The sequence below is a fragment of the Kitasatospora sp. HPM-01-4 genome (assembly GCF_051374625.1).
Taxonomy (GTDB): Bacteria; Actinomycetota; Actinomycetes; order Streptomycetales; family Streptomycetaceae; genus Kitasatospora.
Genome location: NZ_JBPQGP010000005.1, coordinates 1,185,450 through 1,206,630, shown reverse-complemented (window position 1 = coordinate 1,206,630; position 21,181 = coordinate 1,185,450). Strand labels below are relative to the sequence as shown.

The following is a 21,181-nucleotide window of genomic DNA, read 5'->3' as shown; positions in this document are numbered from 1 at the left end:
CCCGGAGCCGGCCGCCCGGGCCGTACCGACTCTGCGGCCCCCTCAGCGGTGGTGGACCAGCAGGCTCTGGGCGGAGCGGGCGACCAGGCCGTGCTCGTCGTGGAGCGTGGCGGTGGTCAGGCCGGCGTGGCCGGGGCCGATCTCGGTGTCCGCGTCCAGGCGGAGCCACTCCCCGCTCGCCGGGCGCAGCAGATGGAGGGTCAACTCCGGTGGTACGAAGGCGTACCGGCGGATGTCCAGTACGGCGCTGACCCCGTTCGCCGAGTCCGCGCACAGCACGGTCCGCTGGGTCGGCGACATCGGCTCGTCCGGCAGCAGCGGGAAGCGGGGGCGCAGCCAGACCGCCGCCGGGCCGGGCAGTCCGTAACCGCCGTGGACGAAGGACCAGTCGACCGACTCCAGGAATCCGCAGCGCCAGTGGTCCGGAGCTTCGGCCGGTGCCATCGGAGCCCCGGGCCCAGGCAGCGGTTTCACGTCATCGGTGCCCACCGGTACGTCCTCGGGTGCGGGCAGTACGCCCCACCCGGCGGCGACGGCCACCGTCCTTCCCTCGGCGAGGAGTTCGGCACGCGCCAGGCGGACCCGCCGCCCCGGCCGCTCGACCTTGGCGCGGACCGTCAGCGGCCGCAGCGGCACCGGCCCGAGGATGTCGAACGATATCCGGGACAGCGGCAGGTCGTCGCCCGCGCACCGCTCCAACTCCCGGGCGAGCAGCGCCCCGGGCGGCCCGAAGTGCTGGAAGTCGGGGCTCCACGGCCCCTGGGTGTGGCCGGTGGGGCGGTAGGCGGCACCGTCCGGGGTCTTGACGGGCTCGAAGTAGGCGTCGGCGTCGGCCATCGGACTCCAGCGTGCTCGGCCTGTCCGGTACGCCGGACCGGTCTCGGGGCGGTATGCCGGCGGGGCGGCGGTGGTACCCGTGCGCGGCCAGCCTAGCAGTGCTCCGAAGTGAGCTGACGTGGCGTCAACTGAGCTGCTGGTCACGAGGGATCGCGTACTGACGCCGGGATGCCGCCGGCCCGTGGAAAGCCGGCGGCCGGCCATCCGTCCCGTGATCGGGGGGATGGCCGGCCGCCGGGGGAGGGCCGGTGTGGCTCAGATGACGGTCTCGGCCTCGATGTAGCGGTCGGCCGGGACGGTCTTCAGCTCGGCGACCGCGTCCGCCAGCGGGACCAGCTTGATCTCGGTGCCCTGCAGTGCGGTGATGTGTCCGAAGGCACCCTTGTGGGCGGCCTCGACGGCGTGCCAGCCGAAGCGGGTGGCGAGCACGCGGTCGTAGGCGGTGGGGGTGCCGCCGCGCTGGGTGTGGCCGAGGATCACCGGGCGGGCCTCCTTGCCCAGGCGGTGCTCCAGCTCGCGGGAGAGCTGGGTGGCGATGCCGGTGAAGCGCTCGTGGCCGTAGATGTCCTTGCTGCCCTCCTCCCAGTGCATGGTGCCGGGCTCGGGCTTGGCGCCCTCGGCGCAGACCACGATGGCGAACTTCTTCTGCCGGTCGAAGCGTTCGCGGACCACCTCGGTCAGCTTGTCGATGTGGAACGGGCGCTCCGGGACCACGATCGCGTGCGCACCGGCGGCCATGCCGGCGTTGAGCGCGATCCACCCGGTGTGGCGGCCCATGACCTCGACCACCATGACCCGCTGGTGCGACTCGGCGGTGGTCTTCAGCCGGTCCAGGGCCTCGGTGGCGACCGAGACGGCGGTGTCGAAGCCGAAGGTGACATCGGTGCAGGCGATGTCGTTGTCGATGGTCTTGGGCACCCCGACCACGGGCAGGCCGGCGTCGCTCATCAGCTTGGCGGCCTTCAGGGTGCCCTCGCCGCCGATCGGGATGATCGCGTCGATGCCGAGGTCCAGGCAGTACTTCTTGGCGCGCTCCACGCCGTCCCGCAGGTGGCTCGGCTGGACCCGCGAGGAGCCCAGGATGGTGCCGCCCTGGGCGAGGATGCCGCTCACCGAGTCGAGGGTCAGGGGACGGTGGACCCCTTCCAGCAGTCCGCGCCAGCCGTCCTGGAAGCCGATGATCTCGTCGCCGTGGTCGACCACCCCCCGGTGGACCACGGAACGGATCACGGCGTTCAGGCCGGGGCAGTCACCGCCGCTGGTCAGCACACCAATACGCATTGCTTTGCAACTCCCCTGGGGGCACCTCCCAGCCGTCAGGCGGGGAGGAAGAACCGGACGGCCGGACTTGTCGCCCGAATCGGACACAAGCGGTCGAATCAGGTCAGAGAGCAGCATACGGTTCCTGCGTCCGGCCGGGCAGGCGCCGATGCGGGAGCGGCGCCGTCGGCGCACCCGCAGAGAACTGCGCTGGGCGCCGAGGAGGGTGTGCGCCCAGAAGACTGTATGAAGAGCCTAACGGTGCCGAGCTCAATGTCGTACGGCTGCATTGTCGTACATATGCCGGCGCTTGGGCACCGAGTGACCGCTATCCGGTCAGTCCGGGCCCAAGCGCCGATCGCGGCGCTCTCCTGGTACGGGGAGATCAGGAGGGCTGGCGGGCGGCGGCGATCCGCTCGGTGCGCAGCGCGTCGTACCAGGTGGTGTCGGCCGGCGGCAGGGCGCTGACATCCAGCGCCAGCTTGATCAGCATGTCGGCGATCAGCGGGTTGCGGGCCATCACCGGACCGTGCATGTAGGTGCCGAAGACGGTGTCCCGCCAGGCGCCCTCGGTGCCGTCGCCGGTGCCGTTGCCCCGGCCGACCTGGACGTTCGCGAAGGGGGAGACGCCCTGGCCGAGGTGGGTGACACCCTGGTGGTTCTCGAAGCCGGTCAGCTGCGGCAGGCCCAGGCGCGGGTCCACCTCGCCGAGCACGTCGCCGACGCAGCGGGCGCCCTCGCCACGGGCGGTCCAGACGTCCAGCAGGCCCAGGCCCGCCTCGCGCTCGCCGAGGTCGTTGATGAACTCGTGGCCGAGGATCTGGTACCCGGCGCAGACCGCGAAGATGATCGCGCCGTTCTCGGCGGCCCGGACCAGCCCGGAGTCGTTGCGCAGCCGCTCGGCCGCGAGCCGCTGCGGGCGGTCCTCGCCACCGCCGATCAGGTAGATGTCACCGCTGGTCGGCACGGCCTGGTCGGACCGGACGTCGATGCGCTGCACCCCGAGACCGCGCTGGCGGGCCCGGCGCTCCACCACCAGGGCGTTGCCCCGGTCGCCGTAGGTGCTGAGCAGGTCGGGGTAGACCCAGACCAGGCGCAGGTTGCTCTCGCTCATCCGGGGAGACCTTCCGTACTGCTGCGGCGCGGGCTGCTGCGGGTCGAAGCCCTGGGGCGCGGGCTGCTGGTACTGGTGCGGCGCGGGCTGCTGCTGCGGGCTGTAGCCCTGCGGCGCGGGCTGGCCGTACTGCTGCTGCGGCTGCTGCTGCTGCGGGCTGTAGCCCGGCGCGGGCTGCTGCGGGGGGTACTGCTGAGGGTGACCGGTGGGGTAGGACATCAGTTGGCCACCGCCTTGCGCAGCTGCTGGAACGCCGTGTAGTTCGCGATCGCCTCGATCCGTCCGGGCGGCGCCGCCTGTACGGCCTCGTCCAGCGAGTCGACCACCTGGAACTGCAGGCCCGCGACCTCCAGGCGGACCGCCAGGTCGAGCTTGCGCTGCCCCATCACGAAGATCGGGTGGCCGGACAGGCGCTCGTAGTCCACGTCCCAGAGCCAGGAGGTGTCGGTGCCGTCCGCGTCCATCGCGTTCACCGAGAGGATCACCGGCGCCGGCGGGCCGTCGATCAGCGAGAAGGTCTCCAGCCAGCCGGCCGGGTTCTTGGCCAGCAGCAGGCGGATGTCGCGGCCCTGGTAGGAGACCACGTCGTAACGGCCGGCGACCGCCGCCACCGACTGCATCCGCTGCAGGGCGACCTGCGGGGCCACACCGAACACGGCGGCCACGGCGGCCGAGCTGGTGGCGTTGGCCAGGTTGGCCCGGCCGGGCAGCTGGAGCTGGATCGGCCAGGCACCGCGCTGCGGGTCGATGACATGGGTGCCCTGGAGCGCCCAGTGCGGCTGCGGACGGCGGAAACCGCAGTCCTGGCAGAACCAGTCGTCGCCGGGGCGCTGCATCACACCACCGCAGGACGGGCAGGACCAGGCGTCCTCCTTCCACGCCTGACCGGCGGCCACCCAGACCACCTTGCGGCAGGAGGAGGCGGCCCAGGTCACCAGCGGGTCGTCCGCGTTGGCGATGATCACCGCGTCGGTGTCCTTGAGGCCCTCGCGCCACTTCTCGGCCATCATCCGGGTCTCGGCCGCCCGGTCCAGCTGGTCACGGGAGAGGTTCAGCAGAGCTATCGCCTTGGGACGGGTGTCGCGGGCGACCCCGGCCAGGTACTTCTCGTCGACCTCGATCACGCCGAACCTGGCGTCCGAGCCACCCGCCAGCGCGGCGGTGATACCGGCGGGCATGTTGGCGCCCAGCGCGTTGGAGACCACCGGGCCCGCGGCCCGCAGGGCCTCGGCGATCAGTCGGGTGGTGGTGGTCTTGCCGTTGGTGGCGCTGACCAGGACCACGTCGAGGTGCTCGGCCAGGGTGGCGAGCAGATCGGGGTCGAGCTTGAGGGCGACCTTTCCGCCGATCACCGAGCCACTGCCTCGGCCTGCCTTCTGGGAGAGGGCAGCGGCCACCTTGCCTGCCGTTACGGCGAGCTTGGCGCGGGGGGGCAGTGAGGCTTCGCGTGCGGCCGTGGCCTCCGAATCGGTGCCTGCCATGCTCAGTGGTTCCTCCTTGCTGCGGCACCGCCCTGGTCGTGCAGGGGACCGTCGGGCGGCGGGGACGGGCCCAGCCTACCCACTCCGCAGCCCACCTCCGAGCCCCGGACCCCGCCTGGCCTGCCTCGGTTGCCCCGACGGCGCCCTGACGGGGCCTCGGCAGCAGCCTCTGCCAAGGCATCGCGGAGGCAGGGCGGAATCCCTCAACGGCAAGGAAACCAGGGGTGAACCGTCAGGGGTGCCGGGAGCTACGCGAAGCGGATGGCCCCCGGTCGCACCGGGCCCGCCGGCAGCACCCCCCACCGGGAGAGCACGCGCTGCGAGGTGCCCCGGGAGCCGTGCGTGCGGCCCGGTCGCTTCCGCTTCGAGCCTCTGACGAGGAGCCCCGCGCCCCTGAAGTACCGCCTCGCCGCCCGGAGAATGTCCTGTTCGTCCTTGGAGCCCGCCGGACACGCCCTAACGGCCCGGGCCGGTGGCCCAGGGGGTCGGGAGGGGCTCGGCGGCCTCGGCGAGGTGAGCGGTGATCACCAGGGTGCCGTCCTCGACCTGGTAGTCGAGCGGTGCGGCCAGTCTGCGCATGGTGGAGATCAAGCCGGTGTTGGAGGCGTGCGTGACGGCGTAGACCGTCTGGATCCCGCTCTCCAGGGCCAGCGCGGCCATCCGCCGCAGCAGGTCCACGCCGAGCCCGCGCCGCTGCCAGTCGTCCTCGATCAGCAGGGCCACCTCCGCACTGTCGTCGTCCCACATCAGGTGGGCCAGTGCGACGATCCGGCCGTCCCCGGCCTCCACCGCCAGGGTCTGGCCGTGCCGGGGGTCGAGCAGGTGGTCCAGGTAGCGGTCGGCGTCGGCCACCGGGCCGTGGTAGCGCCTGCGCAGCGACTCGTCGGAGCAGCGGTGGTGCATCGCCAGCGCGGCGGCCTTGTCGCCGGCGTCCGCCCGCCGGACCGTCAGATCGGTGCCGGCGGGAAGGCTGAGGCGGGCCTCGACCCTGGGAACGCGCGGTCCGAGCAGGCTGTCCAGCTCGACCAGTGCCTGGGCGCGGGCGAACTCGGTCGGGGTGAACGGCAGATGCGGCCTGGTCAGCTCGATCAGGTCGCCGGAGGGTACGGGCAGCCGCATCGCATGGCCGTCGATCCCGGCCGCCGCCCGCTGCCCGCCGCCCGGGTACTGGCGGATCGTGCAGTGGCCGAGCAACTGCCGCAGCGCGACCGGCAGCTCGGCGGCGTCCAGCGCGGTCCGGGTGGCCAGTGCCAGGACGTGGGTCGGTGCGTCCACCAGGTCGTGGGCGTCGGCCCGGTCGGTCCAGATGTCGTGGCCCCCGGCGGCGGCGACGGCGGCGACCAGCTCGGTGCGGGCCAGCGCGCTCGGCGCCCGGAGGAGGAACTCGTCCACCGTGGCGTCGGGCAGCGGGTGGGCCTGCATCGAGAGGATGTTCACCCCGAGGCCGGCCAGCGCCGTGGAGACCCGGGCCAGACTGCCGGGTGAGTCGGGCACGGTGGTGCGGATCCGCCAGAGGGCGGTGTGCTCGAAGTCCTTCAGCGGCCCGGTCACCGCAGCCTCCCCGGGCGGTGCGCCGCCCACGTCCGATGCCGGCGTGGGCGGGGGTGGCGGGTTCGGGTGCCGGTGTGCCCACCAGGCGTGGCAGACCGCGGTGACCAGCAGCGCGGCCGCCGAGGCGAAGAGCAGCACCGGGCCGTCGTGTCCGTGCACCACCACGTCGGCGACCAGGTCGGCGGCGGCGACGGCGGTGAAGACGGCGGCGAGTTCCGTGGTGTCCCTGCGCCAGCGGTGGCCGCGGGCGGCACGGCGCTGGGCGCGGGAGTGGGTGGTGGGCTGCCGGGTCGAGAGTGCCGAGGAGTCCATGCGGTCATGCTGTCCCGCCGGTGTTTCACGATCACGAATCCCCCGTGACCTGTCGGTAAAAGTCTCCGCCCGCCTCCGGGCGGTGTGCGATGGGTCCGATCCCGCCCGTCAACCTATCTGACGTTCCATCAGTTCCGTTCCCGCCGACCGTACTTCGTCCAGCAGGATGCCCAGATCGGCCTCGGTGGCGGCGGCGTTCAGCAGACAGGCCCGCAGCATCTCGCGGCCCCGGAGGACAGCGCCGGTGACAAAGGCCCGCCCGCGCAGCTGGACGGCGGCCGGAAGCTCCCGGTTGACCGCGTCCACCAGGCGTTCGTCCGCTCCCGCCGGGCGGTAGCGGAAGGCGACGATGGAGGTCTCCACCGGGGCGAGCAGTTCCAGCCGCCGGTCGGCCTCGACCAGTTCGCCGAGGCGACGGGCGAGCGCGGTGCAGCGGGCGATGTCGGAGCTGATCCCGGACCGGCCGCGATGGGCGATGGTGGCCCAGACCTTGAGCGAGCGGAACGGCCGGGTCTGCTCCATCCCGTACTCGGAGAACCAGCCGAGCGCGCCCGCCGCCTCGTCCCGCAGATAGGAGGGCACCAGGCTGAAGGTGCCGCGCAGCTCCTCGGTGTGCCGGACCAGGGCGCAGCCGCAGTCCACCGGCACGCCGAGCCACTTGTGCGGGTCCAGCGCGAGCGAGTCGGCCCGCTCCATTCCCGCGTAGCGGTGCGCGATGGCGGGGTCGAGGACGCCGAAGGCGCCGTACGCCCCGTCCACGTGCAGCCAGAGCCGTTCGGCGGCGCAGAGGTCGGCGATCGGCTCGAAGGGGTCGACGGCGCCGGTGCCGACGGTTCCGGCGGAGGCGACCACCAGGAACGGCAGCCGCCCGGCGGCCCGGTCCCCGGCGACGGCGGCGCGCAGTGCGGCCACGTCGAGCCGTCCGTCGGGGCCGGTGGCGACGGTGCGCAGGTTGCGGCTGCCCAGACCCAGCAGCTCGAAGGCCTTGCGGACGCAGGAGTGGACCTCGGCGGTGCTGTAGCCGACCAGCGGGGGCAGAGCGGCCAGGCCCTCTTCGCGCAGGTCGCAGCCGGCCAGGCGGGCGGCGCGGTTCCGGGCGGCGGCCAGGCACAGGACGGTGGCCATCGAGGTGCCGGAGGTGAGGATGCCGCCGCCGGGAGGGTGCGGGAAGCCGACCAGCTCGGCGATCCAGCGGACCACGGCGCGCTCCAGGTGGACATCGGCGTGGTCGCCCCCGGCGGAGCTGGGGTTCATCGCGGCCGCGGCCAGGGTGGCGAGCACTCCGGCGGGTGCGGGGGCGGAGTTGACCCACCCGAAGAAGCGGGGATGGCCGTTGCCCATCGGGGCGGGCATCACCCGGGTGGCGATCAGCTCCGGCAGCTCGCCGAGCGGGCGGCCCTCGGCGGGCAGCGGCGCGTCCAGCAGGGCGGCCCGCTCGGCCGGGTCCATCGGCTGCCACACCGGGCGGCCGGGCAGGGCGTCGAGGTAGTCGGCGACCAGATCGGCGGTGGCGCGGGCGGCATCGCGGAACTCGTCGGGGGTGGCGTCGCTCATGCTGCTGCTCCAGTGGGCGGTACTGGGGCGCGGCATCCTTGGCGCACCTGGCTGGGCCCGATCATACGACCGCGTCGGGCGGTGTGACCGACCGCGTCGGACCGCGGAGCGCGTACGCGGGGAGCCCCCGTGTGATCGCGCGGTGTCCCAGGCGCCGTTCCCGGCCCGGCTGTTGGACCGGGGGGCCGCACGCCTGCGGGGAGCCTGCCGCTCGCGCTGCCCGGGGAGGCGTACCGGGGCGGGGTTCCGCACGCCCGCCGCGCCGGGCGGCGGGGCTCTCAGTCCAGGGTGCCGGACAGGCCGCCGGCGCCGCGGCAGTAGCCGGCGATCTCCGGGTTGGTGATCTTCTTGCAGAGGCGGGCCGGGGCGCCGGGGTCGGTGTAGTTGACGGTGTAGTAGCTCATCAGGCCCTGGGTGCAGGCCTTGCGCTGCCAGGCGTCGGCGGCGGTGGCGCACTGGTTGGCGGCCCAGTCCTCGCGGTCCAGGTTGTACTTCATGGTGCGCGAGCCCACGCCCCGGCTGCAGTCGCCCGCGCCGCCGCTCGCCTGGGCGTTCAGACACCACTTGAGGGCCTCGGCGAAGACCTCGGGGTGGTCCTGCCAGTCGTGCGAGCTGAGGAAGTAGGTCGGCGCGTAGAAGTAGCAGGCGGAGCGGAACAGCGGAGGCTGCTCGGGGCAGGGGTAGAGCGGCTGCTGGGCGAGCTTGTCGGCGGGGAGGTTGGCCTTGGCGTTCTCGTCCTCCTCGTCCGGGGCGAAGAACTGCATGAACAGGCCCTCGGAGCAGGTGATCCGCTTGGAGTCGGTGGGGAACTTGTCGCACAGCGCCCGCGCGGCGGGGACGTCCTGCTTGGTGACGAACATGGTCCCGTGGCCGATGCCGTGGATGCAGGGGCCCTTGTTGGCGGGGGCGCAGAGGGTGAGGATGTCGGCCTCCGGATCGGCGGAGCCGGCCAGCATCTCCTCCACGGCGCCGTGCAGATAGCCGGCCGCGCAGGTTTCGTGCGGGAACGAGAGGACCTTCTGGAAGTCCTGGTGGTAGCGCCTGACCGCGGCGTGGCCGAGCTCGTGTGCGATGGGATGGCAGAACCGGACGGTGTAGGGGAGCTGCTTGGTGATCCTGTCCAGGTCGGCCAGGGCGACGCCGGGGTCGGCGGCGTTCATCTCGGCCATCAGCTTGTTGCGCAGCGTACTGCGGGTCCACACCGCGGGGTCGCCGGTGGGCGTGGCCGCCGCGCCGCCCGGTCCGGGCGCGGCCGCGGGGGCGGTACCGGGAGCCCATGGGGTCACCAGGGCCGCCCCCAGGCCGAGCACCCCGAGCAGGACGGCGGTGATGATCGCGAAAGTTCGCGGCTTCATGCTCTGGTCCTCTGGCGGATCGCTTGGACAGGTTCCGTCCCATCCTGTAGCCATCGGCCAGAAGGCGGCCGGGTGTGACAGCCATTCGGGTGGAGCGGCCGCGCCGACCGGCCGGGTCGTCGGCGGCGCGGCCGCTCCGGTTCAACGAGGGAGCCCGCCCCCGGTCACCTCAGAGCTCCAGCGCCACCTCGTAGTCGGCCAGCCAGGTGTTCAGGCCCAGGGCCAGCTCGGTGGCGGCCCGGTTGGCCTGCGGGTCGCTGCCCGGGCGGACCGTGTCGGCCAGCGCCGCGGGGTCGAGCAGCGCGTGGATCGGCGCCTTCGGGTCGGCGGCGACCTCGGCGAGCTCGCTGCGCAGTCCGCGCGGGTAGTCGGGGTCCTGGGTGCTCGGGTACGGGCTCTTCACCCGGTCGGCCACCGCGGCGGGCAGGGTGTCCCGGACGGCCGCGCGCAGCAGGCTCTTCTCCCGTCCGTCGAAGGTCTTCATCGCCCACGGGGTGTTGAAGACGTACTCCACCAGGCGGTGGTCGCAGAAGGGCACCCGGACCTCCAGGCCGGTGGCCATGCTCATCCGGTCCTTGCGGTCCAGCAGGAGGCGCACGAAGCGGGTCAGGTTGAGGTAGCAGATCTCCCGCATCCGCCGTTCGAACGGGTCGGCGTGGTCCAGGTGGGGCACCTCGGCCAGGGCCTCGCGGTAGCGCTGGGCCTGGTAGCCGGGCAGGTCGAGCCGGGTGAGCAGGTCGGGGGAGAGCAGGCCGTCCTCGGGACGGCCGGAGGGACCGGAGAGCTCGGCCATCGCGGCGATCCAGGGGAAGGCGTCGGCGGCGACGACCGCCGGGTCGTGGAACCAGGCGTACCCGCCGAAGAGCTCGTCCGCCGACTCGCCGGAGAGCGCGACCGTGGAGTGCCGCCGGACCGCCCGGAAGAGCAGCAGCAGTGAGGTGTCCAGGTCGCCGAAGCCGCCCGGCAGGTCGCGGGCGTGCAGCACCGCGTGGCGGTGCGTCAGGTCGGTGAGGGAGGTGCTGTCCAGCTCGATGGTGCGGTGGTCGGCACCGACGTGCTCGGCGACCATTCTCGCGTACGGGCCGTCGGGGGTGGCGCGGAACGCGTCGGGGTGGAAGTTCTCGGTCTGGCCGACGAAGTCGACGGAGAAGGAGTGCACCGGGCCGTGCCCGCCGGCGCGCAGTGCCAGGGCGGCGAGCGCGGTGACGGCGCTGGAGTCCAGGCCGCCGGAGAGCAGGGTGCACAGCGGCACGTCGGAGATCAGCTGCCGCTCGATGATGTCGTCCAGCAGCCCGCGGACGGTGGCGACCGTGGTGTCCAGGTCGTCGGTGTGCTCCCTGGCCTCAAGTGCCCAGTAGCGCTGGACCGTCACGCCCTGGCGGCGGACCCGGATCACATGGCCGGGCTCCACCTCGGCCATGCCGCGGTAGACCGCGTGACCGGGGGTCTTGGTCTTGCCGAGCAGCTCGCGCAGCCCGTCGAGGTCCACCGACGGCCGCACCGAGGGGTGCGCGAAGATCGCCTTCGGCTCGGAGCCGAACAGCACGCCGTCGGCGGTGCGCTGGTAGTAGAGCGGCTTGACGCCCATCCGGTCGCGGACCAGCAGCAGTTCCTCGGTGCGGGCGTCCCAGATGGCGAAGGCGAACATGCCGTTCAGGCGGGTGACGAAGTCCTGGCCCCAGCGGAGGTAGGCGTGCAGCACCACCTCGGTGTCGCTGCGGGTGCGGAACCGGTGGCCCGCGGCCTCCAACTCGGCTCGTAACTCAAGGTGGTTGTAGACCTCGCCGCTGTAGGTGAGGGCGGCGAGCAGCCGGCCGTCCTCCTCGACGGTCATCGGCTGCGCGCCGCCCTCGATGTCGATCACCGCGAGCCTGCGGTGGCCGAGCGCCGCGTGCCGCTCCAGGTGGACGCCGCCCGCGTCCGGACCTCGGCAGGTCATGGTGGCGGTCATCGCGTCCAGGGTGGCCCGCGCCGTGGTGAGGTCCTGGTCGAACGCGACCCAGCCCGTTATCCCACACATCCGAACTCCCAAGGGTCCCAGAGGTCTATCGGTGTCCATATGTGTACGCAGGATGACGCTACGCTCAAATATTGAGCAGATCAAGGGTCGGGTCGATCACCGAATGGCCGGGAATCTGCCCGATTTCGGGCAGAAATCTTGGATCATGGGCGGGCATCCGCATAGGCTCCCCAACCGTGTCCGCCTCACCGCACCCTCACGAAGACCTGCTCGCCCACCTCACCCGCACCACTCCACTCGGTCCGGGCGAGGCCGCGCGAGTGATCGCGGAGGTGCTCGCGTACTTCTCCGAACCCACCGAGGAGTACGTCCGCCGCCGCCACGGTGAGCTGCAGGCACGGGGCCTGACCAACGAGAAGATCTTCGCCCGCCTCGGCGCCGAACTGGCCGCCCGTCGCGTGGCGGCGCCCGAGCTGTCCACCCGTCAGCTGCGCCGGATCGTCTACGGCTGAGCCCTGACCCGTCACCTGACCAAGGAGTAACCACCTATGTGCGGAATCGTGGCCTACATCGGCCCGAAGGACGCGACCACCTTCCTCCTGGAGGGCCTGCAGCGGTTGGAGTACCGGGGCTACGACTCCGCCGGGGTGGCCGTGGCCGGCCGGAGCGGCACCCTGAAGGTCTGCAAGGTCAAGGGCCGGGTCGCCGACCTCGCCGCCGCCGTACCCGCGAACTTCTACTCGAACCAGCGGGGCAAGGGGACCGCCGGCATCGGCCACACCCGCTGGGCCACCCACGGCGTGCCCAGCGACGCCAACGCGCACCCGCACGTCGACGGCGCGGGCCGGATCGCCGTCGTCCACAACGGCATCATCGAGAACGCCGACGAGCTGCGCGCCAGGCTGACCGCCGAAGGCGTCACCTTCACCTCCGAGACGGACACCGAGGTCCTGGCCCACCTGGTCGCCGCCCACCTCACCGACGACGGCGAGCTGGAGGACGCCGTCCGCGCCGCCCTCGGCCGCGTCGTGGGCACCTACGGCATCGCCGTCCTCGACTCCGCCCGCCCGGACCGGATCGTGGTCGCCCGCAACGGCAGCCCGATCGTGCTCGGCATAGGCGAGAAGGAGATGTTCGTCGCCTCCGACGTCGCCGCCCTGGTCCGCTACACCCGCCAGGTGGTGCACCTGGAGGACGGCGAACTGGCCACCGTCCGCGCCGACGGCTTCCACACCTTCACCGCCGACGCCCGCCCGACCGTCCACCAACCCTCCACCGTGGACTGGGAGATCGGCTCCTACGACACCGCCGGCTACCAGCACTTCCTGCTCAAGGAGATCCACGAGCAGCCGGCCGCCGTCGAGCGCACCCTCTCCGGCCGCCTCGACGAGCGCTTCGCCACCGCCCACCTCGGCGGCCTCAACCTGGACGCCCGGGAGCTGCGCGAGATCCGCCGGGTGAAGATCCTCGGCTGCGGATCCGCCTACTACGCAGGCGAGATGGGCGCCCAGCTGATCGAGGAACTCGCCCGCATCCCCGCCCACAGCGAGCCCGCCTCCGAGTTCCGCTACCGCAACCCCGTCATCGAGGCCGACACCCTCTACGTCGCGGTCAGCCAGTCCGGCGAGACCTACGACACGCTGGCCGCCGTCCAGGAGATCAAGCGCAAGGGCGGCCGGGTGCTCGGTGTGGTGAACACCGTCGGCAGCGCCATCGCCCGCGAGTGCGACGGCGGCATCTACCTGCACGCCGGCCCCGAGATCTCGGTCGCCTCCACCAAGGCCTTCACCTCCACCGTGATCGCCTTCGCGCTGCTCGCCCTGCACTTCGGCCGGATCCACGACCTCTCCCCGGCCGACGGCCGGCGGATCGTGGACGCCCTCAAGGCGCTGCCCGGCCAGATCCGCGAAATCCTCGACCAGGAGGAGCTGGTGGCCAAGCTGGCAGCCGAGTTCGCCGGCACCGCGAGCAGCCCCACCGAGAGCATGATGTTCATCGGCCGGGTGCGCGGCTACCCGGTCGCCCGGGAGGGCGCGCAGAAGCTCAAGGAGATCTCCTACATCCACGCCGAGGCGTACCCCGCCAGCGAGCTCAAGCACGGACCGCTCGCCCTGATCAGCCCCGAACTGCCCACCGTGGCACTGGTTCCCGACGACGAACTGCTCGACAAGAACCTCACCACCCTCGGTGAGATCAAGGCCCGCTCCGGCCGTGTCCTCGCCATCGGCCACCGAGTCCCCGAGGACAGGCTCGCCGACCACTGCATCGTGGTCCCCAAGAGCCAGCCCGAGTTGGACCCGCTGCTGCTCAACATCCCGCTCCAGCTGCTCGCCTACCACGCGGCCGTGGCTCTGGAGCGTGACGTGGACAGGCCGCGTAACCTGGCCAAGAGCGTCACCGTGGAGTAGCCCGGGAGGATGTGACGACATCCTCGCCAGGTGATGTCAGCTCGGCAGGACGGAGGCTAGGGTTCGACCGTGGGCCGACGGGCGCATCGTGCCCGGCCGGAAGACGGAACGGGAGACGGACCTTGCGGATCGGGATCATCGGCACCGGCACCGTCGGCCGGACCCTCGCGGCCAAACTGGTCTCGCTGGGACACGAGGTCACCCTCGGCTCCCGTAGCGGGGAGAACGCGGCGGCCACCGAGTGGGCCCGGCAGGCCGGCCCCTACGGGCACGCCGGGACCTTCGCGGACGCCGCCGGCTTCGGTGAACTGCTGGTCAACGCCACCGCCGGTACGGTCTCGCTCCGGGCCCTGCGCCTGGCCGGGGCCGACCGGCTGGCCGGGAAGATCCTGATCGACGTCTCCAACCCGGTGGTCTTCGCACCCGACGGCGGGGTCACCCTCGACCCCGTCAACACCGACAGCATCGGTGAGCGGATCCAGCGGGAGTTCCCGGACACGGCGGTGGTGAAGGCGCTCAACACCCTCAGCGCGCCGCTGATGGTCGACCCCGGGCGGGTGCCGGGAGCGCACAACCTCTTCATCGCCGGGGAGGACCCGGAGGCCAAGGCCCGGGTCAGGGCGGTGCTGGAGCAGTTCGGCTGGTCCGGCGAGGTGATCATCGACCTCGGCGGGATCATCGCGGCCCGGTCCACCGAGATGCTGATGCCGTTCTGGCTGAACATGATGCGTCACGTCGGCCACACCGACTTCAACTACTCCTTCAAGATCGCCGAATGAGGTCGCGCCCAGCATGAGTGATCACCCGCCGACCCCGTACCAGCCGCTCCGCGAGGACTGGCAGAGCGCCCTGGCCGTGGTGGCGCACCCCGACGACATGGAGTACGGCGCCGCGGCCGCCGTCGCCCGCTGGACCTCCCAGGGCAAGCGGATCGGCTACGTCATGGTCACCAGCGGCGAGGCGGGCATCGACTCGCTCGCGCCCGAGCACTGCCGCCCGATCCGGGAGGCCGAGCAGATCGCCTCCGCCGCGCTGGTCGGCGTGGACGACGTGGACTTCCTCGGCCACCCGGACGGCGTGGTGGAGTACGGCGTCGGGCTGCGCCGCGACATCGCCCGCGCGGTCCGCAAGTACCGTCCGGACATCGTGCTGACCACCAACTACCGGGACACCTACGGCGGCACGATGCCCAACCAGGCCGACCACATCGCGGTCGGCCGGGCCACCCTGGACGCCGTCCGGGACGCGGGCAACCGGTGGATCTTCCCCGAGCTCGGCGAGGAGGGCCTGGCGCCCTGGAACGGCGTCCGCGAGGTGTGGGCCGCGGCCTCGCCCGAGGCCCGGCACGCCGTGGACACCACCGGTTTCCACGACCGGGGCGTCGCCTCGCTGCTCGCCCACGGGGCCTACCTGGAGGCACTCGACGGCGGCACGGCCGCTGCCGAGGAGTTCCTGGAGTCGGCCGGGCGGGCCGCCGGCAGCCGGCTCGGCACCACCTACGCGTCGTCGTTCGAGGTGATCTCGCTGCGCCCCTGAGCGGGCTCCGAGTCACCGTCGCCGCCGTCGCCGCTCTGTCCGCCACCGCCGGACCGGTGACGGCGGCGCAGTATCCGCACCACCACCAGGGCGACCACCAGCAGCACCAGGACGATCAGCAAGACCCCCTGGTAGTGCAGTGCCTTGGCGTAGAGCGGGCCGATGTCCGCGCCCGCGGCGTAACCGACCGAGGCCCAGACCCCGACCCAGAGCAGCGCGCCGACCACGTCGGCGACCATGAAACGGCGCGGCCGCAGCTCGGCGGCGCCCGAGATGATGCCGCCGGTCTGCCGCAGACCGTCGATGAAGCGGGCCACCAGCACCACCTTGGGACCGTGCCGGCCGAAGAAGCGGTCGGCCTCGGCCAGCCGCTCCTCGGTGAGCAGCAGATAGCGGCCCCAGCGGTGCAGCAGTGCGAGACCGCCGGTGCGGCCGATCAGATAGCCCACGCCGTGCCCGGCGACGGCGGCCAGCACGGCCACCGCTGTCACCCCGGCGATGCTCAGCCGCCCGGTGCCCGCGTACACCGCGGCCAGCACCAGGATCGTCTGGCCCGGTACCGGGATGGCGCAGTTGTCCAGAAAGACCAGAGCTCCGACCGCCGGATAGCCGTAGCCGTCCAGCAGCGGAGCCAGGTGGGCCAAGGGGCCCGGAAGAGGCGGCGCCGGCATGATCATGCTCCTGGCCGCGTGCTCGGTGTCCCGGGCGGTGGCTACCCGAGCGTACGGCTGCCGGACTGCTTCCCGGGTTCGACGTTGCAGTCGGGGCCCGGGTAGATCAGGCCTGTGTGGCCGTCCTCGAAGCGGACCACGTACGGGGGTTCGCCGTTGACTCCGCGGACCTCGATGATCTCGCCCTTCTGATCCGTCATTCCGACGGACCTGCTGTGGATGTGGAGCTGGTCACCTACCGCAGCATGCATGATCTGCTCCTTGGGGAGTGCGGGCTGTACCGGCGGGCGACCACTGTGCCACCAGCGGGGCAGGCGGCCGTTCCGCTCTTCCACTGTGCGGCGTGAACCGGGCGGCCGCAATGTCGTGCCGGGCGGGGCGGGGGGCCGTGTACGGGGCCACGTGGGGGGTGTGCGGTGCGGGCGGCCGAGGCAGGCGGGTGAGTGCGGGTGGCCCGGTCGGGTGGGTGGCGGGTCAGGCAGGTGAGTGCGGGTGGGCTCGGTCAGGTGGGTGGCCGGGTCAGGCGGGCAGGTGGTCGGTCAGGTAGCAGCGGAGCAGGCGCTTGGCCTCGGCGATCAGGGCCGGGTCGCCGTCCGGGTCGTTGCGGAAGGCCAGCTTGAGTACCGCGTCGGCGCACTCCATGGCCACCCGCAGGGCGACCGGGAAGCCCGGGGTGTCGAACAGTCCTCCCGCCAGGGCCCGCAGCCGCTGCGCCACGGCGGCGTTGTTGTCGAGCTCGTCGTCCAGCAGGTGGAGATCGTCACGAAAGCCCGCCGGGCGCTGCTCCACCAGACCGAAGTCGACCTGGCAGAAGCCCGGGACGGCGCGTTTCATCGCGACGAACTCCTCGACGGCCAGGTCGACGAAGCCGGCCACACCCTGCGGGGCCTCGGCGTCCAGGCGGCGGGCGAGGCGGTCGAGATAGCGGTCCAGGTTCCGTTCGGCGAGGGCGGCGAGCAGGCTCTCCTTGCCGGAGAAGAACTGGTAGAGGGTGCCGATCGGCACCTCGGCGCGCTGGGCCACCTCCTTGGTGGTGAGCGCGCCGGCCCCGACCTCGTCCAGCAGGCCCGCGCAGTTGTCGAGCAGCCGCTCGTACCGCTCGAGGCTGCGCTGCTGCACCGGCCTGCGCCGCGCCGTACCCGCCGGGGCCCGCTGACCACCCGTCCGCGCCTTCATGCAACTACTGTGCCGCATCTGGCATTCCACGCGCGAATCACTAACATGAGTGTCGCTCATGTCAGTGGTTCGGTGTCGGGCAACCCTTCCGAGGAGCAGTCGAATGACGCAGCAGAGCCGCCTCGTGTTTCCCGCCGGCTTCTCCTGGGGCGTCGCCACCGCCGCCTACCAGATCGAGGGAGCGGTGGCAGGGGACGGCCGCGGCGCCTCTGTCTGGGACACCTTCGCCGCCGTGCCGGGCAAGGTCCGCGACGGCCACGCGGGAGACCTTCCTCAGGTGGCACGTTGCGAGGAAGGCTCCGCAGCGGGGCGCTGGCGGAGACCGCAAGGGAACGGGCCGAAAGTGGGGCGGGCGGAGCATGGACGGTAGAACCGTGCGGCATGTCACCTACGGTCGGCGCTCACCGAAACGGGCGGGAGCGAAGAACCTCGAACCGTGAGCTGTCACGGCAGGGCGGCGATCCGGACGCGGCGCTGTGCGTTTCGCGTGGGGATGGCCGCCGGTGGCGGAGCCAGGGGGCTGAACGGCCGGGGGTGCGTCGTGGCGCAACGCCGAGGGGCCCGCACCGGGCATCATGTACGCGGTGCGGGCCCCTCGCTGCTGGGCGGGTGCCGTGGCAGAAAAACTACAGCGGACGAATGTTCTCGGCCTGCGGGCCCTTCTGGCCCTGCGTGACGTCGAACTCGACCTTCTGGCCCTCGAGCAGCTCACGGAAGCCGTTGGCGTTGATGTTCGAGTAGTGGGCGAACACGTCCGGACCGCCACCCTCCTGCTCGATGAAGCCGAAGCCCTTTTCCGAGTTGAACCACTTCACAGTGCCATTAGCCATAAAGAAATCTCCTTCAAGGGGCTGTCCGAAGCACGCACAGCGCGGGCTTCGAGTCGCCGCGATGAGCACCCACCCGGGAAGAGCCGGGAAACAAAAAATGCGCCCTCGCCATACATCAGCAGGCGCACACAAAGTTCATGGGAACCACTACTGCAACTAAGACGACTCTAGCAGGCCAAGGCCCGCCGCGGGTGGCTATTTCACCCCCGGTTCCGCAGAAGCCTCCCCCCGGGGCCGCCGCCCCGGGCTGCCAGGAGCATCAACACACCGTGCAAACGGGCTGATTGAAGGCAGGGCCGCACCCCCTGTCCGGGTCGGCGGCTCCATCGGCAGTGCGACGCGGGCAGGCCCGGGACAGGTCGCCCCGTGGACTCCGCCACGGCTGCCCGGTTTCGGGCGGCCAACCACGTCGGCCGCCATCGGCAACAGCGGAGACGACGAACGCCGCGACTCGAATTCCGGCCCGTCCGAATCGGAGTCCTCCCACAGGGCCCGCTCCCACGGTTCCCGGCGCATACTGGACGGAATGACGAAATCAGCAGCAGTCCGGCGGCACCTGCCCACCAGTCCCTTCAAAGCCAGGGTCGAGGCACCACCCAAGCGGTTCGCCGTAGGCGACCGCGTCACTCACGACAGCTACGGCCTCGGCCGGGTCATCGGCCTCGAAGGCGACGGCGACATCGCGGTACTTGTCGACTTCGGATCGCAGCAGGAGCGCATCACCCCGCCGTACACCGCGATGTTCAAACTCTGACTCCGAGCGCCGCTGATCAGGGCCGCGGCCTCGTCCACGTGCCGTGCCGCTCGGGGGTACCCGGGGGCCGGCCTGATGCTGGGATGGTGGCCGGGCGAGGATCCGATCGTGCCGACGCTCCCAGCCTCACCGCATCCGGCAGATGCCGCCACCGGCCTCGACCCCGTCCCTGCTCGGTTCAACTGGATGCTGGCCCGGCGCACCTCCCGTCACCCACGTGCCGGCCGCCCGTACGCCTCGCAGTGCCGGTCGCGCCGGTGCCTCGGCACCGGCGCGACCGGAGTGCACGGTCCCAGAGGCCACCCACAAGCGACTACGCCGCTCGAAGAACAACCTCGTCACTCGCCGCTGCGAGGCTGCGCCTGTGTCCGCCGCGCGGTCGAGTGCGCGAGCGAGTGCACGGACGGCTTGGTCGGCGGAGTCCTCGATGTCCTGAATGGGGGTATGAGGCAAGTCGCTCTTGAACTTCCTCTCGCTCGCTGCCTCTCACGCGCCTCTCACGGACTGGGCGTTATGAGGTTTCATCAGGTGTCATGCGTGGTGGACGAGGTAGGCCCTGACCTGCGGGATTCGGACTGATCGACACCGGCCGGACGCCCTTTCGACCGCTGGGGGTCAAGGGGCTCGGTGACAGTGGGCCTGGGGCTCCCGGTGCCGGCGTTGCCTTGATTGTCGCGGTCGGCAACCTCCGAGCGATGGCGACTTCGCACCTCTGGCGTTTCGCCGCCATGTCACTAACATGAGTTGACCTCATGTTTTTTTGAAGGGCGGCAACGATGTCGGATCGTTTCGACCTGCCGGCGGGGTTCCGCTGGGGTGCCGCGACTGCGGCCTACCAGATCGAGGGAGCGGTGGACGAGGACGGCCGCGGACCCTCCGTCTGGGACGTCTTCGCGGCCCGCCCCGGCGCAGTCCGCGACGGCCACACCGGCGCAGTGGCCTGCGATCACTACCATCGCTACCCCGAGGATATCGAGCTGATGCGCGGCCTGGGCCTCGACGGCTACCGCTTCTCCGTCTCCTGGCCCCGGGTGCTGCCTACCGGCGCGGGTGCCGTCAACCCGGCCGGACTGGCCTTCTATGACCGCCTGGTCGATGCCCTCCTGGAGGCGGACATCGCCCCGCTACCCACCCTCTTCCACTGGGACCTCCCGCAGGGCCTGGAGGACAACGGCGGTTGGCTCAACCGTGACACCGCGTACCGCTTCGCCGAGTACGCTGCGATCGTCACCGACCGGTTGGGCGACCGTGTCCCCACCTGGATCACCCTCAATGAGCCCTTCGTCCACACGGTGTTCGGCTACGCCCTGGGTACCCACGCCCCCGGCCGCACCCTCATGTTCGAGGCCCTCCCGGCGGCCCATCACCAGCTCCTCGCCCATGGCCTCGCCGCCTCGATCCTCCACGGGCGCGGCCTGGAGGTGATGCTCTCCAACAACCTCACCCCGGTCTGGCCGGCCTCCGACTCCGCTGGCGACGTTGCCGCCGCCCAGGCCTACGACGTCCTGCACAACCGCCTGTTCACCGATCCCGTCCTCCTCGGCCGCTACCCCGACCTCTCCGCCCTCGGCGTTCCCGACGACATCTTCGGCGCCGTCCGCCCCGGCGACGTCGACCTCATCCACACCCCCGCCCTCGACGGCCTCGGCCTCAACTTCTACAACCCCACCCGCGTCGCCGCCCCCACCGACCCCGCCCTGCCCTTCGACCTGGTCGGCATCCCCGACGTCCCCCACACCGCCTTCGGCTGGCCCGTTGTCCCCTCCGCACTCACCCAACTCCTCCTCCACCTCCGCGACTCGTACGGCGAGGCCCTCCCACCCATCACCATCACCGAAAACGGCTGCTCCGTCGCAGGGGACACCACCCCCGACCAGCCCCGCATCGACTTCATGGCCACCCACCTCGACGCCCTCGCCCGGGCCGTCGCCGAAGGCATCGACATCCGCGGCTACTACACATGGTCGCTGATCGATAACCTGGAGTGGTCAGAAGGGTTCAGTCAGCGCTTCGGTCTGGTCCACGTCGACTTCGAGACGCAGTGCCGGACGCCGAAGGCCTCGTATGTCTGGTATCGGGACCTGATCGCCGCCCATCGGAAGCGGTTCTCGAAGTAGGTGGGATTGGCGAGATCCTCAACTCCCGTGCTGAATAGGAGTATTGAGGTGCGCTGAGGCTTCATAGTCAAGCCTTCGCTACAATGACAGCCTGTTCGACGGGCCGAAGGCTTCGACCAGCGCTCCGGCCTGGTGCATGTCGACTTCGAGACGCAGCGGCGGACTCCGAAGGCGTCGTACGCGTGGTACCGGCACCTGATTGCTGCTCACCGCAGGCTCAATTCAAGGTAGTTGGTCTCCTGGTTGCTGCGGGGCGTGCGGCCTC

The 21,181-nt window shown here is 71.6% G+C and carries 18 protein-coding genes and 2 pseudogenes; 8 read left to right on the top strand and 12 right to left on the bottom strand.

Features of this window, described 5'->3' with window-relative positions:
* Positions 1-42: 42 nt before the first annotated feature.
* The 8 genes from ACSMTC_RS05050 to asnB all read right to left on the bottom strand — a co-directional run bounded on the left by ACSMTC_RS05050 (position 43) and on the right by asnB (position 11,484).
* Complete coding sequence (locus ACSMTC_RS05050; protein WP_436558424.1) at positions 43-837, bottom strand: thioesterase family protein; 795 nt, start codon at positions 835-837, stop codon at positions 43-45.
* 255 nt (positions 838-1,092) lie between these two features.
* On the bottom strand, positions 1,093-2,118 hold the full coding sequence (locus tag ACSMTC_RS05045; RefSeq protein ID WP_436558423.1) for a 6-phosphofructokinase: 1,026 nt from the start codon (positions 2,116-2,118) through the stop codon (positions 1,093-1,095).
* 364 nt (positions 2,119-2,482) lie between these two features.
* Positions 2,483-3,211 (bottom strand): type 1 glutamine amidotransferase, encoded by a 729-nt coding sequence (locus ACSMTC_RS05040; RefSeq protein ID WP_436564599.1) that lies wholly within the window; start codon positions 3,209-3,211, stop codon positions 2,483-2,485.
* A 218-nt stretch (positions 3,212-3,429) separates the two neighbouring features.
* Complete coding sequence (locus ACSMTC_RS05035; RefSeq protein ID WP_436558422.1) at positions 3,430-4,692, bottom strand: MurT ligase domain-containing protein; 1,263 nt, start codon at positions 4,690-4,692, stop codon at positions 3,430-3,432.
* Positions 4,693-5,148: 456 nt separating this feature from the next.
* Positions 5,149-6,555 carry a GNAT family N-acetyltransferase gene (locus ACSMTC_RS05030; protein ID WP_436558421.1) on the bottom strand — a complete coding sequence of 469 codons (1,407 nt, stop codon included), beginning with the start codon at positions 6,553-6,555 and terminating at the stop codon, positions 5,149-5,151.
* A 108-nt stretch (positions 6,556-6,663) separates the two neighbouring features.
* Positions 6,664-8,109 carry a pyridoxal phosphate-dependent decarboxylase family protein gene (locus ACSMTC_RS05025; protein WP_436558420.1) on the bottom strand — a complete coding sequence of 482 codons (1,446 nt, stop codon included), beginning with the start codon at positions 8,107-8,109 and terminating at the stop codon, positions 6,664-6,666.
* Positions 8,110-8,387: 278 nt separating this feature from the next.
* Positions 8,388-9,464, bottom strand: coding sequence for a hypothetical protein (locus ACSMTC_RS05020; protein WP_436558419.1), 1,077 nt, complete (start codon positions 9,462-9,464; stop codon positions 8,388-8,390).
* 169 nt (positions 9,465-9,633) lie between these two features.
* Positions 9,634-11,484 (bottom strand): asparagine synthase (glutamine-hydrolyzing), encoded by a 1,851-nt coding sequence (asnB, locus tag ACSMTC_RS05015; protein WP_436558418.1) that lies wholly within the window; start codon positions 11,482-11,484, stop codon positions 9,634-9,636.
* Between the two features lie 176 nt (positions 11,485-11,660).
* On the opposite strand from asnB, the gene ACSMTC_RS05010 reads away from it, so the two are divergent.
* The 4 genes from ACSMTC_RS05010 (at position 11,661) to ACSMTC_RS04995 (ending at position 15,368) form a co-directional block, all read left to right on the top strand.
* Positions 11,661-11,936 carry a hypothetical protein gene (locus ACSMTC_RS05010; protein WP_436558417.1) on the top strand — a complete coding sequence of 92 codons (276 nt, stop codon included), beginning with the start codon at positions 11,661-11,663 and terminating at the stop codon, positions 11,934-11,936.
* A 36-nt stretch (positions 11,937-11,972) separates the two neighbouring features.
* Positions 11,973-13,832 (top strand): glutamine--fructose-6-phosphate transaminase (isomerizing), encoded by a 1,860-nt coding sequence (gene glmS, locus ACSMTC_RS05005; protein ID WP_436558416.1) that lies wholly within the window; start codon positions 11,973-11,975, stop codon positions 13,830-13,832.
* Positions 13,833-13,954: 122 nt separating this feature from the next.
* Positions 13,955-14,611, top strand: coding sequence for an NADPH-dependent F420 reductase (locus ACSMTC_RS05000; protein ID WP_436558415.1), 657 nt, complete (start codon positions 13,955-13,957; stop codon positions 14,609-14,611).
* 13 nt (positions 14,612-14,624) lie between these two features.
* Entirely contained in the window at positions 14,625-15,368 is a 744-nt protein-coding gene (locus ACSMTC_RS04995; RefSeq protein ID WP_436558414.1) for a PIG-L deacetylase family protein, read from the top strand.
* Here ACSMTC_RS04995 and ACSMTC_RS04990 read toward each other — a convergent pair.
* The 3 genes from ACSMTC_RS04990 to ACSMTC_RS04980 form a co-directional block, all read right to left on the bottom strand.
* Complete coding sequence (locus ACSMTC_RS04990; protein WP_436558413.1) at positions 15,329-16,039, bottom strand: DedA family protein; 711 nt, start codon at positions 16,037-16,039, stop codon at positions 15,329-15,331. The two genes, ACSMTC_RS04995 and ACSMTC_RS04990, sit on opposite strands and share 40 nt — an antisense overlap.
* Positions 16,040-16,080: 41 nt before the next feature.
* Entirely contained in the window at positions 16,081-16,290 is a 210-nt protein-coding gene (locus ACSMTC_RS04985) for a DUF1918 domain-containing protein (RefSeq protein WP_436558412.1), read from the bottom strand.
* 268 nt (positions 16,291-16,558) lie between these two features.
* Positions 16,559-17,215, bottom strand: coding sequence for a TetR/AcrR family transcriptional regulator (locus tag ACSMTC_RS04980; protein WP_436558411.1), 657 nt, complete (start codon positions 17,213-17,215; stop codon positions 16,559-16,561).
* A 103-nt stretch (positions 17,216-17,318) separates the two neighbouring features.
* Here ACSMTC_RS04980 and ACSMTC_RS04975 point away from each other — a divergent pair.
* Positions 17,319-17,486, top strand: a pseudogene (locus ACSMTC_RS04975) (family 1 glycosylhydrolase); the annotation flags it as partial.
* 355 nt (positions 17,487-17,841) lie between these two features.
* Here ACSMTC_RS04975 and ACSMTC_RS04970 read toward each other — a convergent pair.
* Entirely contained in the window at positions 17,842-18,045 is a 204-nt protein-coding gene (locus tag ACSMTC_RS04970) for a cold-shock protein (protein ID WP_045694210.1), read from the bottom strand.
* Positions 18,046-18,571: 526 nt separating this feature from the next.
* Here ACSMTC_RS04970 and ACSMTC_RS04965 point away from each other — a divergent pair.
* From ACSMTC_RS04965 to ACSMTC_RS04955, 3 genes and pseudogenes are all read left to right on the top strand, one after another.
* A complete protein-coding gene (locus ACSMTC_RS04965) occupies positions 18,572-18,799 on the top strand; it encodes a hypothetical protein (RefSeq protein ID WP_355675435.1) in 228 nt (75 codons plus the stop codon).
* 776 nt (positions 18,800-19,575) lie between these two features.
* The gene (locus ACSMTC_RS04960; RefSeq protein WP_436558410.1) at positions 19,576-20,916 is read left to right on the top strand and encodes a GH1 family beta-glucosidase; all 1,341 of its coding nucleotides are present in this window, start codon (positions 19,576-19,578) and stop codon (positions 20,914-20,916) included.
* A 111-nt stretch (positions 20,917-21,027) separates the two neighbouring features.
* A pseudogene (locus ACSMTC_RS04955) lies at positions 21,028-21,147 on the top strand (family 1 glycosylhydrolase); the annotation flags it as partial.
* Positions 21,148-21,181 lie beyond the last annotated feature (34 nt).

What these genes read in the sequence shown, in the direction of transcription:
- ACSMTC_RS05050 (WP_436558424.1), bottom strand. Translation starts at nt 837, where the DNA reads ATGGCCGACGCCGACGCCTACTTCGAGCCCGTCAAGACCCCGGACGGT.
- ACSMTC_RS05045 (WP_436558423.1), bottom strand. Translation starts at nt 2,118, where the DNA reads ATGCGTATTGGTGTGCTGACCAGCGGCGGTGACTGCCCCGGCCTGAAC.
- ACSMTC_RS05040 (WP_436564599.1), bottom strand. Translation starts at nt 3,211, where the DNA reads ATGAGCGAGAGCAACCTGCGCCTGGTCTGGGTCTACCCCGACCTGCTC.
- ACSMTC_RS05035 (WP_436558422.1), bottom strand. Translation starts at nt 4,692, where the DNA reads ATGGCAGGCACCGATTCGGAGGCCACGGCCGCACGCGAAGCCTCACTG.
- ACSMTC_RS05030 (WP_436558421.1), bottom strand. Translation starts at nt 6,555, where the DNA reads ATGGACTCCTCGGCACTCTCGACCCGGCAGCCCACCACCCACTCCCGC.
- ACSMTC_RS05025 (WP_436558420.1), bottom strand. Translation starts at nt 8,109, where the DNA reads ATGAGCGACGCCACCCCCGACGAGTTCCGCGATGCCGCCCGCGCCACC.
- ACSMTC_RS05020 (WP_436558419.1), bottom strand. Translation starts at nt 9,464, where the DNA reads ATGAAGCCGCGAACTTTCGCGATCATCACCGCCGTCCTGCTCGGGGTG.
- asnB (WP_436558418.1), bottom strand. Translation starts at nt 11,484, where the DNA reads ATGTGTGGGATAACGGGCTGGGTCGCGTTCGACCAGGACCTCACCACG.
- glmS (WP_436558416.1), top strand. Translation starts at nt 11,973, where the DNA reads ATGTGCGGAATCGTGGCCTACATCGGCCCGAAGGACGCGACCACCTTC.
- ACSMTC_RS04995 (WP_436558414.1), top strand. Translation starts at nt 14,625, where the DNA reads ATGAGTGATCACCCGCCGACCCCGTACCAGCCGCTCCGCGAGGACTGG.
- ACSMTC_RS04990 (WP_436558413.1), bottom strand. Translation starts at nt 16,039, where the DNA reads ATGCCGGCGCCGCCTCTTCCGGGCCCCTTGGCCCACCTGGCTCCGCTG.
- ACSMTC_RS04985 (WP_436558412.1), bottom strand. Translation starts at nt 16,290, where the DNA reads ATGCATGCTGCGGTAGGTGACCAGCTCCACATCCACAGCAGGTCCGTC.
- ACSMTC_RS04980 (WP_436558411.1), bottom strand. Translation starts at nt 17,215, where the DNA reads ATGAAGGCGCGGACGGGTGGTCAGCGGGCCCCGGCGGGTACGGCGCGG.
- ACSMTC_RS04970 (WP_045694210.1), bottom strand. Translation starts at nt 18,045, where the DNA reads ATGGCTAATGGCACTGTGAAGTGGTTCAACTCGGAAAAGGGCTTCGGC.
- ACSMTC_RS04965 (WP_355675435.1), top strand. Translation starts at nt 18,572, where the DNA reads ATGACGAAATCAGCAGCAGTCCGGCGGCACCTGCCCACCAGTCCCTTC.
- ACSMTC_RS04960 (WP_436558410.1), top strand. Translation starts at nt 19,576, where the DNA reads ATGTCGGATCGTTTCGACCTGCCGGCGGGGTTCCGCTGGGGTGCCGCG.